Source organism: Pseudomonas sp. BYT-1, from assembly GCF_023611805.1.
In the GTDB taxonomy this organism is placed as follows: Bacteria; Pseudomonadota; Gammaproteobacteria; order Pseudomonadales; family Pseudomonadaceae; genus Aquipseudomonas; species Aquipseudomonas guariconensis.
In genome coordinates this window covers 1,400,552-1,415,049 of sequence record NZ_CP072559.1, presented here as the reverse complement: position 1 = coordinate 1,415,049, position 14,498 = coordinate 1,400,552, and the positions used below count along the sequence as shown (strand labels likewise).

The following is a 14,498-nucleotide window of genomic DNA, read 5'->3' as shown; positions in this document are numbered from 1 at the left end:
AGCGCCTAGTTGTATTCAGGTAGCGCTTGAAGTCCACTTCACAGCAGGCGTCGAATGTCCTCGACGACCTGACGATTCACCCAGACGCCTTGGGCCAACGAGCGCTTGCGAGCATTGAAGCGCCGCTGGGAAGGCAAGCGTGCCCCCTGGCCGGTGATGGCGACGAACAGATGCTCTGCCCGCTGCAACCCGGCTTCGAGGTCGTCGCCGAGAAACGCCTTGGGGTCAAACGCCAGCAACAGTTCGCCATGGCAGGGCGTGGCACCGGCGCCGCCATCGAAGGCCATGGACTCAAGGCTGGTCATGTCGCCAATCAGTGCGCCTGCCAGCAGCTCGATCATGGCTGCCAGGGCCGATCCCTTGTGTCCACCGAAGGTCTGCATCGCGCCGGCCAGCGCAGCGCTGGCGTCGTTGGTCGGCTGGCCCTCGCTGTCCAGCGCCCAGCCATCGGGGATCGGCTTGCCCTCCCGCGCATGCAGCTCGATATCCCCCCGGGCGATGGCACTGGTGGCGAAGTCGAAGACGAACGGCTCGCCAGCCGGGCGCGGCCAGGCGAACGCCAACGGGTTGGTGCCGAACACGCCCCGCTTGCCTCCTGCCGGCGCTACCCAGCTGTGGCTCGGGGTCATCGCCATGCCGACCAGGCCATGGGCGGCGATGGCCTCCACCTCCGGCCACAATGCAGAAAAGTGGAAGCAGTTGCGAATCACCAGGGCAGCAATGCCCTGCCGACGGGCCTTTTCCACCAGCACGGGAAGGCCGGTCTGGAAGGCCAGCAACGAGTAGCCCTGGTGGGCATCGACCTTGACGATCGAAGGCCCGACGTCATGCAGCGTCGGCAGCACCGCCGGATCGACCTTGCCAGATCGCAGCGAACGCACGCACACCAGCACCCGGTACAGGCCATGGGAATGGCACTCGTCGCGTTGACCTTGGGTGATCACTTCGGCGATGGCCTGGGCGTGGGCAGTGGACATGCCGTTGGCCAACAGCGCGCTGACGGCCAGTGCATGGACCTCTTCGAGCGTCATGTGGACCCTGTCATTCATTTGCGATTACTCCCTGAATGCGACCGCGGCAGCCCTAGGCTGCCGCGGTGCGTGCGTGAAAATGCCAGGCGTGGCGGAGTCGACCTGCGACTCAGCGTGCGTGGGCGGTGGTGAATCCTTTGGCGCTTGGCTGGACGTTCGGTTGTTCTTCCTCTTCATCGGCATCCAGACGCAACAGGTGTGCCGGCACGCCGGTGCGTGCGCCCCAGTAGTAGATGCCCAGGGAGCACAGGCCAACGACGACATTGTCCAGCGGATGGGCGAGCACGCCGATGCCACCGAAACTGCCGAGTTTGGAGAACACGATGATCATCGCGTAGAAGCCCACCAGCCACAGCGACGAATGCACTTGCTGCTTGAGCGACAGGTGTTCGGTGGGCACGAAACGGCCGGCCAACAGATAGACGACGAACATCAGGATCTGCAGGCTCAGCAGCCAGGACACCGTGCTCCAGCCCGACCAGTAGACGATCAACGAAGCGATGATGAACGACACCGGCCCCAGCACGCTCATGGCCTTGACGCGGAATGGGCGCTCCAGGTCGGGTGCGCTGCGGCGCAAGGCGGCGACCGAGACCGGAGCGACCGCGTAGCTCAGCACCAGGGCTGCCGATACCACGTTGATCAGCGCCTCCCAGGAAGGGAACGGCAGGGTCCAGAAGATCGACAGGCCGAAGGTCAGCCACAACGCCGGGCGCGGGATGCCGGATTTCTCGTCGATGCGGGTGAACACCTTGAAGAAGGTGCCGGTCCGCGCCCAGCCGTAGATGACCCGTGGCGTGGCGTTCATGTAGATGTTGCCGCAGCCGCTCGGCGAGATCACCGCGTCGGCGACCACCAGGTAAGCCAGCCAACCCACGCCCAAGGCGACGGCGATGTCGCGGTAAGGCAGCGAGAATTCCTTGTTGATCAGGCCCCAGCCATTAGCCAGCATCTCGGTCGGCACACTGCCCAGGAACGCCACTTGCAGCAGCACATAGATGGCGGTGGACAACAGCACCGAGAGGATCAGCGCGATAGGAATGGTTCGTTGCGGATTACGCACTTCGCTGGCCACCGAGATGATTGGCGTCAGCCCCAGGTACGCGAAGATGATGCCACCGCCGGAGACCGCCATTTCGATGCCGGACATGCCGAACGGCGCGAAGCCCTGAACCTCGAGGTTTTCCGGGCGGAAGAAGCTGTAGAGCACGACGATGACCAGCAGCGGCACGATGAACTTGAACGTGCTGATCAGGTTGTTGGCCTTGGCGAAGGTCTTGACGCTGCGGTAGTTGACCACGAAGAACAGGCACAAAAGGGCGAATTGCACCAGCCAGCCGGCCAGGGTCGCGTCATTGGTACCCGGATGGGTCAGTTGTGGAAACCAGGCCGCGGCGTACTGACGCGAGGCGACGACTTCGATCGCCACCAGGCTCGAGAACGCGATGATGGTGATGAAACCCATCAGATAGCCCAGCAAGGGCCCGTGGGAAAACACCGGATAGCGCACCACGCCACCGGCGCGCGGCAAGGCGGCGCCCAGTTCGCAGTAGACGATGCCCAGCAGCAGCACGGCGAAGCCGCCGATCAACCAGGAGATGATGCCTGCCGGGCCTGCGATGGCCGACACATGGCTGGCGGCGAACAGCCAACCGGAGCCGAAAATGGCCCCCAGACCGATGAACGTTAAGTCCATCAGCGACAGTTGTTTCTTGAATTTACCTTGGCCTGACATAGCTAAGCCCTTTTTTGTGGATTATTGAAATAGGCAGAAACTGTGTTGCAGATCAGTGTGCTTGGGCGGTGAAGTTGCAGCCTCTCGATTCGAGAATGCGCGCTCACCGGGTGTCCGGTGCGTGGCGCTCTGTTTTTAAGCGATGGGTGAACAAACCCCCGTCCCAGAGAGGCGGGTGGTCTATGGCCGCCTGTGGATCGAAGGGTCCGACGAGGTGCCTGGCACGCTCTGTCTTTTTTAGGTTGAACTGATCGCGGCCACGATTGCTTGATGGTTTTCATCAGCCCTGATGACGAATTCAGCACAATTTGCAGCCACGACTTGACGCGAGGGCCAGCCGCCGAGGCATCCTGAACGGCAAACACAGCCCCTGTCGAAAGCACCCCAGGCTGCCTTCGCTCTCTCAGGACACGCACCATGCCCGAGCAGCATTTCTCCACCTTCAGCGAAGGCCTCACCGCCCACCGGCCGAAAGACATGAAGGAGCTGATGGCCTGCATCTCGCTGATGCAGCCCATGCTCGACGCCATTCCCAATGCGGTGATCTTCGTCAAGGACGCCCAGGCCCGTTACCTGATGGCAAACCGCACGCTGGTCGAGCGTTGTGGCCTCAAGTCCCTCGCCCCCCTGCTCGGACGCACCAGCGCGCAAGTCTTTCCCGCACAGCTCGGGCCGGGCTATACCGAGCAGGACCGTCGCGTCCTGGAAGGCGGCCTGGTACTGCAGGATCAACTGGAGGTGCACCTGTACGGCAGCCAGGAGCCGGGCTGGTGCCTGACCCACAAGCGCCCGATTCTCAATCGCCGCGGCGAGGTGATGGGGCTGATCGGCATTTCCGTCGACCTGCAGTCAGCCGCCCAGGCTCACCCGGCGTACCAGCGGCTATCGGCGGTGGACACGTACATCCGCGAGTACTACCACCGCCCGATCACGCTGGACGACCTGACCGAAGTCGCCGGCCTCTCGGTGGCGCAACTGGAGCGGTACTGCAAACGCATCTTCCACCTCACGCCCCGGCAGATGATCCACAAGGCACGCCTCGAGCAGGCGCACCTGCTGCTGCGCACCGACCTACCGATCACCGAGATCGCCCTGCGCTGCGGCTACACCGACCACAGCGCGTTCTCGCGCCAGTTCAAGACCATGACGGGCTTCACCCCGCGCCAGTACCGACAGGCAACCCGCAGCTGACCATCGGACAAAACACCTGACCGCACGTCACTGTGGGCGCGGGTTCACCCCGCAAATACGGGGCTGAACTCACCACCGCACTCTCGGCTGAACACGCTTGCACAGGTATCGATATCCGCCGAGGGAACGCATGAGGGGGTTGATTGTATAAAATCTACATTGTATAAAATCTGCAATCCGCCCATCCCAGCCCCCCGGCGAATGCGTTCAGAGGATTTACAATTTCAATGAAAAGCATCCATGTCATCGACTCCCACACCGGCGGCGAACCTACCCGCCTGGTCATGAGCGGCTTCCCTGCCGTCGCCGGCCAGACCATGAGCCAGAAGCGCGACGCATTGCGTAACGACCATGACCAATGGCGCCGCGCGACCCTGCTCGAGCCACGCGGCAATGATGTGCTGGTCGGCGCCCTTTACTGCGAGCCCGTCTCGCCGGACGCCACCTGCGGAGTCATCTTCTTCAACAATACCGGCTATCTGGGCATGTGCGGCCACGGCACCATCGGCCTGGTCGCCTCGCTGCATCACCTGGGGATGATCGAACCAGGCGAGCACAAGATCGACACCCCCGTCGGCCCGGTCAACGCCACTCTGCACGCCGATGGCGCCGTCACCGTGCGCAACGTGCCGGCCTACCGCTACCGCCATGATGTGCCGGTCCAGGTGCCTGGCTATGGCGAAGTGCGTGGCGACATCGCCTGGGGCGGCAACTGGTTCTTCCTGGTGTCCGACCACGGCCAGGTGCTGGAACTGGCCAACGTCGAAGCGCTGACCGCCTACACCTGGGCGATCCTCCAGGCTCTGGAGGCCAGCGGCATCTTCGGCGAGGACGGCGGCGTGATCGACCACGTCGAACTGTTTGCCGCCGACCCGCAGGCCGACAGCCGCAACTTCGTGATGTGTCCGGGCAAGGCCTATGACCGTTCCCCGTGCGGCACCGGCACCAGCGCCAAGCTCGCGTGCCTGGCCGCCGACGGCAAGCTCGCCCCAGGCCAGACCTGGGTCCAGGCCAGCATTACCGGCAGCCGATTCGAAGGCCGTTATGAACAGGAAGGCGAGCGCATCCGCCCTTCGATCACCGGCCGCGCCCATGTCACCGCCGACAGCAAGCTGCTGATCGACGAGCAGGACCCCTTCGCCTGGGGCATCTGCCAATAACCCCCACGCGCGTCGCGTGCGATGCGCGCCTCCTTCACGACCGACCTGAATGAATGCTTCAAGGAGCCCACAATGACTGACAACATCTTCACTGGCTGCATTCCTGCCCTGATGACCCCCTGCACCCCGGACCGCAAGCCAGACTTCGACGCGCTGGTGAAAAAGGGCCGCGAGCTGATCGATATCGGCATGAGCGCCGTGGTGTACTGCGGCTCGATGGGTGACTGGCCGCTGCTGACCGAAGCCGAGCGCCAGGAAGGCGTGGCCCGCCTGGTCGCCGCTGGCATCCCGACTATCGTCGGCACTGGCGCGGTCAACTCCCGTGAAGCCGTCTCCCATGCCGCTCACGCCGCCAAGGTCGGCGCCCACGGCCTGATGGTCATCCCACGCGTACTGTCCCGTGGCTCGTCCATCCCGGCCCAGAAGGAACACTTCAAGGCCATCCTGAACGCGGCGCCGAACCTGCCGGCGGTGATCTACAACAGCCCCCACTACGGCTTCGCCACCCGCGCCGACCTGTTCTTCGAACTGCGCCGCGAACACCCGAACCTGATCGGCTTCAAAGAGTTCGGTGGCGCGGCCGCCATGAGCTACGCCGCCGAATTCATCACTTCCAAGGATGAAGAAGTCACGCTGATGGCAGGCGTCGACACCCAGGTCTTCCACGGTTTCGTCAAGTGCAACGCCACCGGCGCAATCACCGGCATCGGCAACGCACTGCCACGTGAAGTGCTGCTCTTGATCAAGCTGTGCAAGGAAGCGGCCGTGGGTGATGCCAGGGCACGTCGCCTGGCCCTGGAGCTCGAAGGCGCGCTGGCGATCCTGTCGTCCTTCGACGAAGGCGTGGACCTGGTGCTGTACTACAAGCACCTGATGGTCCTGAACGGCGACAAGGAATACACCCTGCACTTCAATGCCACCGATGTGCTGAGCGACAGCCAGCGCCGCTACGCGGAGAACCAGTACGCCCAGTTCCGCCGCTGGTACGCCAGCTGGTCGGTTGAAAACAACCTGGTCTGATCCCGCCCCGCGTCACCTCCCTGAGGCGGCGCGCCCCCTTTGGCGCGCCGCCCTCACCGTCCCGCCCGACGCGAGAATCCGTCTTTCCCGACCTCAGGAGAGCCCCATGAGTCTTTCAGGTAACCTGCTGATCGGCCAACGCGCCATCGCCGGTACACAAGCCCCGGTCTTCGCCATCAACCCCGCCACCAACGCGCAGCTCGAACCGGCCTATCCAGGCGGCAGCCGTGAGCATGTCGAGCTCGCCTGCAGCCTGGCCTGGGAAGCCTTCGACCGTTATCGCGATACCTCGCTTGAAGCACGTGCCGCCTTCCTCGAACGCATCGCCCAGAACATCGAAGCCCTCGGCGACACGCTGGTCCAGCGCGCCGTGGCTGAAAGCGGGCTGCCGCAAGCACGCATCCAGGGCGAAATCGGTCGCACCTGCTTCCAACTGCGCACCTTCGCCCGCACCGTCCGTGCCGGCGAATGGCTCGACGTGCGTGTGGACGAAGCGCTGCCTGAGCGCCAGCCACTGCCGCGTCCGGACTTGCGCCAGCGTCATGTCGCCCTAGGCCCTGTGGCGGTGTTCGGCGCCAGCAACTTCCCCCTGGCCTTCTCGGTGGCCGGTGGTGATACCGCCTCGGCCTTCGCCGCCGGCTGCCCGGTGATCGTCAAGGCCCACAGCGCCCACCCGGGAACCAGCGAACTGGTTGGCCGCGCCATCCAGCAGGCCGTTCAGGATTGCGAACTGCCCGAGGGGGTGTTCTCGCTGCTGTATGGCTCCGGTACCGAAATCGGCATTGGCCTGGTCAATGATCCACGCATCAAGGCCGTCGGCTTCACCGGCTCGCGCAGCGGTGGCGTAGCCCTGACCCAGGCCGCCCAGGCACGCCGCGAGCCCATTCCGGTGTATGCCGAAATGAGCTCGATCAACCCGGTATTCCTGTTCGAGTCGGCACTGGCCAACCGCGGCGCCGCACTCGCCGAAGGCTTCGTCGCCTCCCTCAACCAGGGCGCCGGCCAGTTCTGCACCAATCCGGGTCTGGTGATCGCAGTCAAGAGCCCTGCCCTGGACGACTTCATCGCCACCGCCAGCACTGCCATCGCCAAGAGCCCAACCCAGACCATGCTCACGCCCGGCATCTACAAGGCCTACAGCACAGGCGTCCAAGCCCTGGCAGCCAATGCCAATGCACGCCTGCAAGCCAAAGGTGCCGAGAGCGAAGGCCACAACCAGTGCCAATCGCACCTGTTCGTGACCACTGCCCACGACTTCATGCGTGACCACACCCTGCAGGCCGAGGTGTTCGGCTCCTCTTCGCTGATCGTCGAGTGCGACGACCTGGCCCAGGCCAGGCAAGTGGCTGAGCAACTCGAAGGCCAGCTCACGGCCACCGTGCACATGGACGATGCCGATACCGACGCGGTTGCCAAACTACTGCCAACCCTGGAACGCAAGGCCGGACGCATCCTGATCAATGGCTGGCCGACGGGTGTTGAAGTGTGCGATGCGATGGTCCACGGAGGCCCGTTCCCGGCCACCTCCGATGCCCGCAGCACCTCGGTGGGCACCGCAGCGATCCTGCGTTTCCTGCGTCCGGTGTGCTACCAGAACTTCCCCGACAGCCTTCTGCCAACGGCGATCAAGCAGGGCAACCCGCTGAACCTCAGCCGCTTGGTCAACGGCCAGCGGGTTAGCTGACCGGCAATGGCGCATCCACCTACAGGACGTCGGTGGATGCGGTTTTGCCCTTTGCATACAATATGCAAATTCCAATCGGGTTCTCGAACAGTACTATGGCTAGCTTCAAGACACGTGCCCAGCACGTTGCGGACGATCTTCGCAAACGCATCCTCAGCGGTGAGTTCAAAGGCGCCACCCAATTGCGCCAGGACGCGCTCGCGCGGGACTACGACGTCAGCCGGATCCCCGTGCGCGAGGCGCTGCTGACCCTCGAGGCCGAAGGGCTGGTGCAGTTCCATCCGCATCGGGGCGCATTCACCACCGAACTCTCCACCGCCACCATCCGCGAACTCTTCGACCTGCGCGTATTGCTCGAATGCCGGGCCCTGGCGCAGGCCATCCCGAAACTGACCCCAAGCGAACTCGACCGGGCCGAGCGCCTGCTGGACCAATACGACGCCGCACTGGATTCAGGCAGCGACATCGACAACTGGAGCGAGCTGAACTTCGCCTTCCACACTGCCTTGTACTCGCCGGCCCAGTTGCCGGAAACCCTGGCGATGATCACGCACCTCAATACCAAGTGCGATCGCTACATCCGCATGCAGCTGCTCTACACGCGGGAAATCCAGAAAGCCGAAAAAGAGCACCGAGAACTGCTGGAACATGCCCGCAACAAAGACATCGAGGCGGCCTGCCGCCTATTGGACCGCCACATCCGCGAAGCCTGCGAGGGCATCGTCGCGGTCCTGGAAAACAGCCTGAACCACTGACCCCCTGCCCTGAGCTTCGTCGCCAGGGCGCGGTTTGAACACGACAATTGTATAAAATCTACGATCACCGAGGTGTGAGCAGATGCTTTCAAACGAACTTCACCGCAACGGTCACGAGGTCTATGACATCGCCGTGGTCGGCGCCGGCATCGTAGGCGTGGCCTGCGCCCTGGCCTTGTCGCGCCAGGGCCATCGGGTGCTGGTGCTCGACCGGGATGAGCCGGGCCAGGGGGCATCCTTTGGCAATGCCGGTCATCTGGCCACCGAACAGGTCTTCCCCATCGCTGACGTGTCCATTCTCAAGCGCTTGCCGGCGATGCTGCTGGACCCGATGGGCCCGCTGCGCCTGGACTGGCGTTACCTGCCCAAAGCCCTGCCCTGGTTCACACGTTTGCTGCTGAACCTGCGTCAACGCCCCTACCGCAACAGCGTCGCCGCCCTGCGCGCCCTCAACGAGGCGAGCCTGGATGCCTGGCGCCGCCTGCTGGGCTCCACCGGCAACACGCAGTTGCTCAAGGAAGACGGCTCCCTGCTGGTCTTCGAACGCCCTGAATCGCGCACCGCGATCGACGCGCTCAAGCAGAAGATGCAGGCTCAGGGCGTGCCCGTCGATTTCTGGGACGCCAACGCCGTGCGAAATGTGGCGCCGCAGTTGTCCGAATCGATCCAGGGCGCACTGTTTTTCCCCGCGACCGGTCATTTCATCGACCCTCACCAGGTGGTCAGGGCGCTGGTGCAAGCGGCCCAGGACAAGGGTGTTCGCTTCGCCCGCCAGCGCGTCGAAGGTGGCCGGGTGCATGCCGATGGCGTTGTGCTGCGCACCGACAAGGGCGAGGTCAATGCCCGAAAAGCATTGATTGCCTGCGGTGCCCACTCCGCCAAACTTACCCAGCAACTGACCGGCAAGAGCGTGCCGCTGGACACCGAACGCGGCTATCACCTGATGCTGCCCAACGAGCACGGCCGCCTGCCCATGGCTGTCACTTCCCTGGAGCGCCGCTTCATCATGACGCCCATGCAAGGCGGCTTGCGCCTGGCCGGCACCGTGGAGTTCGCAGGGCTGGAGCGAGCGCCGAACATGCGGCGGGCCTGGCAACTGCATCGGCTGACCGAGGGGCTGTTCAAGAACGCGCTGAATGTAGAAGCGGCGAGCACCTGGATGGGCTTTCGTCCGTCCCTGCCGGACTCGCTGCCGGTGATCGACCAGGCCTGCGACGGCAAGGTTTTGCTCGCCTTCGGTCACCAGCACCTGGGGCTTACCCAGGCAGCGACGACTGCCGAACTGGTTGCCTCCATGACCGGATCGGTGCCCGCTGGTGCTGGGCAGTTGCCTGCGCTTGCGCCTTACCGTTTGGATCGGTTCTGAAGTCGGGGGCTGCTTTTCAGCCCCCAGCGTCTCAGCGCTTGGCCAACTCCTCGTCCACCGCCCGCAATGACTTGCCCCGGGTCTCGCGGGTCGCGGCCACCGCGACGATCGAGATCAGCGCAGCCCCCACCAAGTACCAGGCAATCGGCGTCGAGCTGTTGTACTCCTTGAGCAAAGTCACCGCGATCAGCGGCGCCAGCGAACCCGCCAGGATCGGTGCGACCTGGTAGCACAGCGACAGCGCCGTGTAGCGGACGTGGGTCGGGAACAACTCCGCCATCAGCGCTGAGTAAGGCGCGTAGGTCATGGACTCGATGGCCAGGCCCAAGGTGATCGCGGCCATGATCAGCCACTCATTGCCGGTGTCCATCATCGGAAAGCCAACGAAGCCCCAGAACCCGGTCAGCACCGCCCCGACCAGGTACACCGGCTTGCGGCCGATGATGTCCGACAGGTACCCCATGGCCGGAATCATGAAGAAGTGCAGTAGGTGCGCGCCGAACATCAGCAGCAAAATCTGCGAGGTGTCCTTGTGCACCACGAGCTTGAGGTAGGTAATGGAGAAGGTCACCACGGTGTAATAAAGAATGTTCTCGGCAAACCGCGCGCCGATGCCGATCAGCACCGCACGCCAGTGCTTGGTCAACACCTCCACCACGCCCAGTTGCGTCTGCGCCACTTTCTGTTGGCGCGCCTGCGCCTCCTTGAAGATCGGCGCATCATCCACCCGCTTGCGGATCCAATAGCCGATCAGAACCACGACCGCGGAGAACCAGAACGCCACTCGCCAGCCCCAATCGAGGAACTGCGCCTCCGAGAGGCTCGAGGACAGGATCAGCAGGATGACCGTGGCAATCAGGTTACCGGCCGGAACACCCGCCTGGGGCCAACTGGCCCAATACCCCCGACGGTTGTCCGGGCTGTGCTCGGACACCAACAGCACCGCGCCTCCCCACTCGCCCCCGAAGGCAAAGCCCTGGATCAGTCGCAGCAACACCAACAGCACCGGGGCGGCATAGCCGATCTTTTCGAAGGTGGGCAGGCAGCCCATCAGGAAGGTCGTGATGCCCACCACCACCAAGCTGATCTGCAGCAGGTGCTTGCGCCCCAGCTTGTCGCCATAGTGGCCGAACACCAATCCCCCCAAAGGCCGCGCCAGAAAGCCCACGGCATACAGTGCGAAGGCCGCGATGATGCCATCCATCGCGCTGCCGGTCTGACGGAAGAACAACTGGCCAAAGACCAGGGCCGAGGCCGTGCCATAAAGGAAGAATTCGTACCACTCCGCCACAGCGCCGGCCATGGCGGCAGCCACCACGCGTTTGATACCGGCGGGCGCATGGTCCGCCTTACGGTCAAGCGTTTTGGATGCCACAGAGGTCGTAGAGGTCATCGATGTTCCGCTCCGTTGATCGTTCGTCCTCGGCGTCCGGCCCCAATGTCCGGGGATGGATCGCCCACTTTTGTTATATCGTATTTCGTATACGATTTTATCCGAGCAAGAATGGGGCCAGCACTTCGCCCGGCTTCGGGCAAAGCGGCGCAGGGCGCGCTGCTACAGGGCTATCGGGTAAAACGGGACATGCCGCACAGGGCCGGGCGGCCCCGAGGGACTGTTACGGGAGGAAGCAATATGGCAGGCGATGCCACAGAAGGGATCAGCCTCAGCGCCGGTCGCTCAGCGATGGGGCAAGTGCTCGTAAAGGCTCTGGCAGACGCCGTTGATGTGCGCTTCGATCAGCTGTGCGGCCAGGTCGGCATCGCGGTTTCGGCACGCGGCGACGATGTCCCGGTGTTCGTGATCGGCGCGCTCCTTGCCGGCTGACAGGCTCATCTGCATGCGCAGGTAGCGCTCGACCTTGTCGTGAATCGAGCGGATCAAGCCCACCAAAAATGGCCTTTGCGCGGGCTCATAAAGACATGCATGCAGCGCCCAGTTCAGTTCGGCCCAGCGGCCAATGTCATCCTCGCCAATGAACTCGGCGCAAATCCCTTCCGCTTTCTGGAACGTCTCTTCGGTCATGTTCGGCACCGCCAGGCGGATGGCCTTGACCTCCAGCAGCACACGCACCTCGAACATCTGCGCCAGCTCAGGCTCGGAAATCTTGGTCACCAAGGCGCCACGGTTGCGGTGAAAATCCACCAGCCCTTCCGCCTCCAGGCGCTTGAGCGCTTCGCGCACCGGGATCTTGCTCACGTTGAACGCCTGGGCGATGTCGTCCTGACGCACCGGCTCGCCTTCGGCCAGATGCCCGGAAATGATCGCTTCACGCAGGTGCTCGGCGATGATTTCAGAGGTCGAGGGTGTGACACCCAGATTGGGGGCTTTGCGGGGCAGGATCGGCACGGCGGCATCCAGAGGCAATACAGTGTGGATATCTTATACGATACGCGGCACGACCGGCGCCAACCCAGTGCCTTCGCGGCGGCGCTGATCAGCACATCGCGACCGGCGCTGATGCCCAGCTCACCGCGATTCGATGCGTACGGCGTTGTTGGCGATTTCCTTGTGGATGCGGTCGTTGACGCTGCGGGTATCGACCGAGGTGACGGTGCGTTCGTTGATGGACGTCGCCGATCAGGTGTCGGTTTTCGAAATAAATGCGATTTTTCGGAAATTAATGCGACTAGGCTGATTCTCTTAGCTTCTGGCGCACTTGGAAAATGAGCAATGCGTCAGCCAATAGGCTCCGGAAAAAATCGGGAGCCAGCACCATTATCAGATAAGCGCTTTGAATGGGGATTCATGGAGCTCTTACGAAAACAGCGATTACCGCAAGCGCTAGTAATCTGCGTGGGTCAACAATCACGACCCCACCCGTTCCGGGTGATCAAGCGCCAGTTCGGCTACGTGAAAGTGCGCTTCCGCGGCCTGGCCAAGAATACGGCGCAGATGGTCACGTTATTTGCCCTTTCGAACCTGTGGATGGCTCCCCGACATTTACTGGCGAATGCAGGAGAGGTGCGCCTGTAATGCGCGGAATGGTTGCTGCGAGGCACTCGCGGCAACCAAAAATCATGAAACAAACGACGGATTTGATCATGTTTTGACCAGCCGTCGTTTTTGAAATCACTGATGGCGAAGTGACCGGGAAATTTCGGGCTACTTCAGACCATCCTTAAGTCCACCTTATTTAAACAGGAGGTTCTTGCCTCTGAAAAACCCAAACCCCAGAGTCCTCAATCGGTGCTGGATAATCTACTCTTAGGCACTCCGCCGTAACCTCACACTCAGAACAATAATCCGCAACAACCTCTGCTTCAATAAAAGAGGACAGTTCAGAGTCACCCCCTGAAATCTCCCCACCAATATAAAATCTTACATTCAGACAATGCCCTTTCAGAGTGAATACAACTGCCCGCATATTAGCTGAAACACAACCCAAAAGCGCTCTTTGCAGAGAGAGCCTGGCAAAAACACAGCATCGATATTCATATCACGGCCTCACCGTAACCGTTAATCCCATCTTTAGAATAGTGAATAATTCCATTGGAAGCTGGCATAGCCTTTCCTGCCACAGGATCAACATAATTGCCAATAGTCTGCCAAAGCTCACTCTTTATTTTGATCCTGGCGCTCCTACTGGAAGATTCCCGACCTGCTGTCCAGTGCCTGCCTTTTCCGCCAGCATTCTTGGGTCAGAAGTTAATGTGCTTCGTCCGGACGTATATGAATTATGCCCAAGAAAATGTTTTTCTTGAGCGCTCCATTTTATTTCTGGGACTGTAGCAGTTGCTTTTGCACCCAAAAGCCTAGTAAACCACTACACCCATCAGACTCGGCACAGGAGAAACTCTGCCGTTAAAAAGCAGAGCGGGTAGCTTTGAGTCTTGACGCGTGGCCGGCTAGTGGGTGTCTCATTTTCATCATATTGCCACTACCCCTCAATCGACCTCTTCGCCAAAATTATTGATTCTAAGAAACCAGCCAGCGGGATTTTTAGAACTGAGCCTTTCAAGTCAGCAAACACCTCAAGTTCTAACTTATCCACTCCTTGATCCTGATTAATTTGAGCTACCGACTCTCCCTTATACTGAATTTCAATAGTCAACTTCTCATAGCGGCTATCGCTAAACCCAAAAATCTCAAAGTCAGGGTTGCTGTCAAGTTTCATAGCTGCACCTTTGGATCTAAGAAACCCGAGAATGAGCCATCACTATTGAACCGTAGCCCTCTACCATCTGGCGTTCTCACCTCTAGCCCACCCCGACTCAAATTTTTAAAGGTTGCGTCAGGATGTTTGAGAATTTCATTAACAATTCCTTGAGCGGTAGCATTTTTCTTTTCAATCCCACCTGGAAGCTTAGGGAATGTTCCAGTTGAGCGCTGCCCAGATGCATGTTTTGTCAGGGCTCTAGCGGCCTCTGTCAGACCTTCCTTATTAATAGGATTTGCCGCCGCTGAGACGAGGTCATCAACCGTGCGCCCACCAAAGCTTCGCAATGCGCTGGAGGTTGCTTTTGCACCTACTTTAGCATTTTTCGCGAGATTACCAGCTGCCGCCATTTGCAAGACTTGCAAAGCGAAAGCCGTACGATCTCCATACTTCAGCCGG

15 protein-coding genes and 1 pseudogene are annotated in these 14,498 nt (G+C 61.5%); 7 read left to right on the top strand and 9 right to left on the bottom strand.

Annotated elements, in window-relative coordinates; translation table 11 throughout:
* Nucleotides 1-38: 38 nt before the first annotated feature.
* Both J5X93_RS06440 and J5X93_RS06435 read right to left on the bottom strand, forming a co-directional pair.
* On the bottom strand, nucleotides 39-1,049 hold the full coding sequence (locus J5X93_RS06440; RefSeq protein WP_182941581.1) for an Ldh family oxidoreductase: 1,011 nt from the start codon (nucleotides 1,047-1,049) through the stop codon (nucleotides 39-41).
* Between the two features lie 91 nt (nucleotides 1,050-1,140).
* Nucleotides 1,141-2,766 (bottom strand): APC family permease, encoded by a 1,626-nt coding sequence (locus J5X93_RS06435; RefSeq protein ID WP_043214720.1) that lies wholly within the window; start codon nucleotides 2,764-2,766, stop codon nucleotides 1,141-1,143.
* 477 nt (nucleotides 2,767-3,243) lie between these two features.
* Here J5X93_RS06435 and J5X93_RS06430 point away from each other — a divergent pair, with 477 nt between their 5' ends.
* The 6 genes from J5X93_RS06430 (at nucleotide 3,244) to J5X93_RS06405 (ending at nucleotide 9,942) form a co-directional block, all read left to right on the top strand.
* Nucleotides 3,244-3,957 carry a helix-turn-helix domain-containing protein gene (locus J5X93_RS06430; RefSeq protein ID WP_414628463.1) on the top strand — a complete coding sequence of 238 codons (714 nt, stop codon included), beginning with the start codon at nucleotides 3,244-3,246 and terminating at the stop codon, nucleotides 3,955-3,957.
* Between the two features lie 227 nt (nucleotides 3,958-4,184).
* Nucleotides 4,185-5,117, top strand: a complete 933-nt coding sequence (locus J5X93_RS06425) for a 4-hydroxyproline epimerase (protein WP_182941585.1) — start codon at nucleotides 4,185-4,187, stop codon at nucleotides 5,115-5,117.
* A gap of 72 nt (nucleotides 5,118-5,189) precedes the next feature.
* Entirely contained in the window at nucleotides 5,190-6,137 is a 948-nt protein-coding gene (locus J5X93_RS06420; protein WP_043214714.1) for a dihydrodipicolinate synthase family protein, read from the top strand.
* A 106-nt stretch (nucleotides 6,138-6,243) separates the two neighbouring features.
* Complete coding sequence (locus J5X93_RS06415) at nucleotides 6,244-7,821, top strand: aldehyde dehydrogenase (NADP(+)) (protein ID WP_043214711.1); 1,578 nt, start codon at nucleotides 6,244-6,246, stop codon at nucleotides 7,819-7,821.
* A 95-nt stretch (nucleotides 7,822-7,916) separates the two neighbouring features.
* Nucleotides 7,917-8,576, top strand: coding sequence for a GntR family transcriptional regulator (locus J5X93_RS06410; protein ID WP_043214709.1), 660 nt, complete (start codon nucleotides 7,917-7,919; stop codon nucleotides 8,574-8,576).
* An 82-nt stretch (nucleotides 8,577-8,658) separates the two neighbouring features.
* Nucleotides 8,659-9,942 carry an NAD(P)/FAD-dependent oxidoreductase gene (locus J5X93_RS06405; protein ID WP_182941587.1) on the top strand — a complete coding sequence of 428 codons (1,284 nt, stop codon included), beginning with the start codon at nucleotides 8,659-8,661 and terminating at the stop codon, nucleotides 9,940-9,942.
* A 31-nt stretch (nucleotides 9,943-9,973) separates the two neighbouring features.
* Here the strand turns inward: J5X93_RS06405 and abaF are convergent, their stop codons facing one another.
* Nucleotides 9,974-11,335, bottom strand: a complete 1,362-nt coding sequence (abaF, locus tag J5X93_RS06400) for a fosfomycin efflux MFS transporter AbaF (protein WP_043214705.1) — start codon at nucleotides 11,333-11,335, stop codon at nucleotides 9,974-9,976.
* A gap of 285 nt (nucleotides 11,336-11,620) precedes the next feature.
* Nucleotides 11,621-12,280, bottom strand: a complete 660-nt coding sequence (locus tag J5X93_RS06395; protein ID WP_070094388.1) for a GntR family transcriptional regulator — start codon at nucleotides 12,278-12,280, stop codon at nucleotides 11,621-11,623.
* 477 nt (nucleotides 12,281-12,757) lie between these two features.
* Between J5X93_RS06395 and J5X93_RS06390 the strand changes: the two are divergent.
* A pseudogene (locus tag J5X93_RS06390) lies at nucleotides 12,758-12,916 on the top strand (IS5/IS1182 family transposase); the annotation flags it as partial.
* Nucleotides 12,917-13,076: 160 nt separating this feature from the next.
* On the opposite strand, the gene J5X93_RS28500 reads toward J5X93_RS06390, so the two are convergent.
* The 5 genes from J5X93_RS28500 to J5X93_RS06380 all read right to left on the bottom strand — a co-directional run bounded on the left by J5X93_RS28500 (nucleotide 13,077) and on the right by J5X93_RS06380 (nucleotide 14,464).
* Nucleotides 13,077-13,343: a MafI2 family immunity protein gene (locus tag J5X93_RS28500; protein WP_494338087.1), complete on the bottom strand. Its 267-nt coding sequence runs from the start codon at nucleotides 13,341-13,343 to the stop codon at nucleotides 13,077-13,079.
* Between the two features lie 31 nt (nucleotides 13,344-13,374).
* A complete protein-coding gene (locus J5X93_RS28380) occupies nucleotides 13,375-13,512 on the bottom strand; it encodes a polymorphic toxin type 50 domain-containing protein (RefSeq protein WP_182943367.1) in 138 nt (45 codons plus the stop codon).
* The gene (locus J5X93_RS28375; RefSeq protein ID WP_349815816.1) at nucleotides 13,503-13,691 is read right to left on the bottom strand and encodes a polymorphic toxin type 50 domain-containing protein; all 189 of its coding nucleotides are present in this window, start codon (nucleotides 13,689-13,691) and stop codon (nucleotides 13,503-13,505) included. The genes J5X93_RS28380 and J5X93_RS28375 overlap by 10 nt, the downstream gene beginning before the upstream one ends.
* A 129-nt stretch (nucleotides 13,692-13,820) precedes the next feature.
* Nucleotides 13,821-14,057 (bottom strand): hypothetical protein, encoded by a 237-nt coding sequence (locus J5X93_RS06385; protein WP_182941590.1) that lies wholly within the window; start codon nucleotides 14,055-14,057, stop codon nucleotides 13,821-13,823.
* The gene (locus J5X93_RS06380; protein WP_250034566.1) at nucleotides 14,054-14,464 is read right to left on the bottom strand and encodes a tRNase toxin domain-containing protein; all 411 of its coding nucleotides are present in this window, start codon (nucleotides 14,462-14,464) and stop codon (nucleotides 14,054-14,056) included. Before J5X93_RS06380 ends, J5X93_RS06385 begins: the two co-directional genes overlap by 4 nt.
* Between the last annotated feature and the right edge of the window lie 34 nt (nucleotides 14,465-14,498).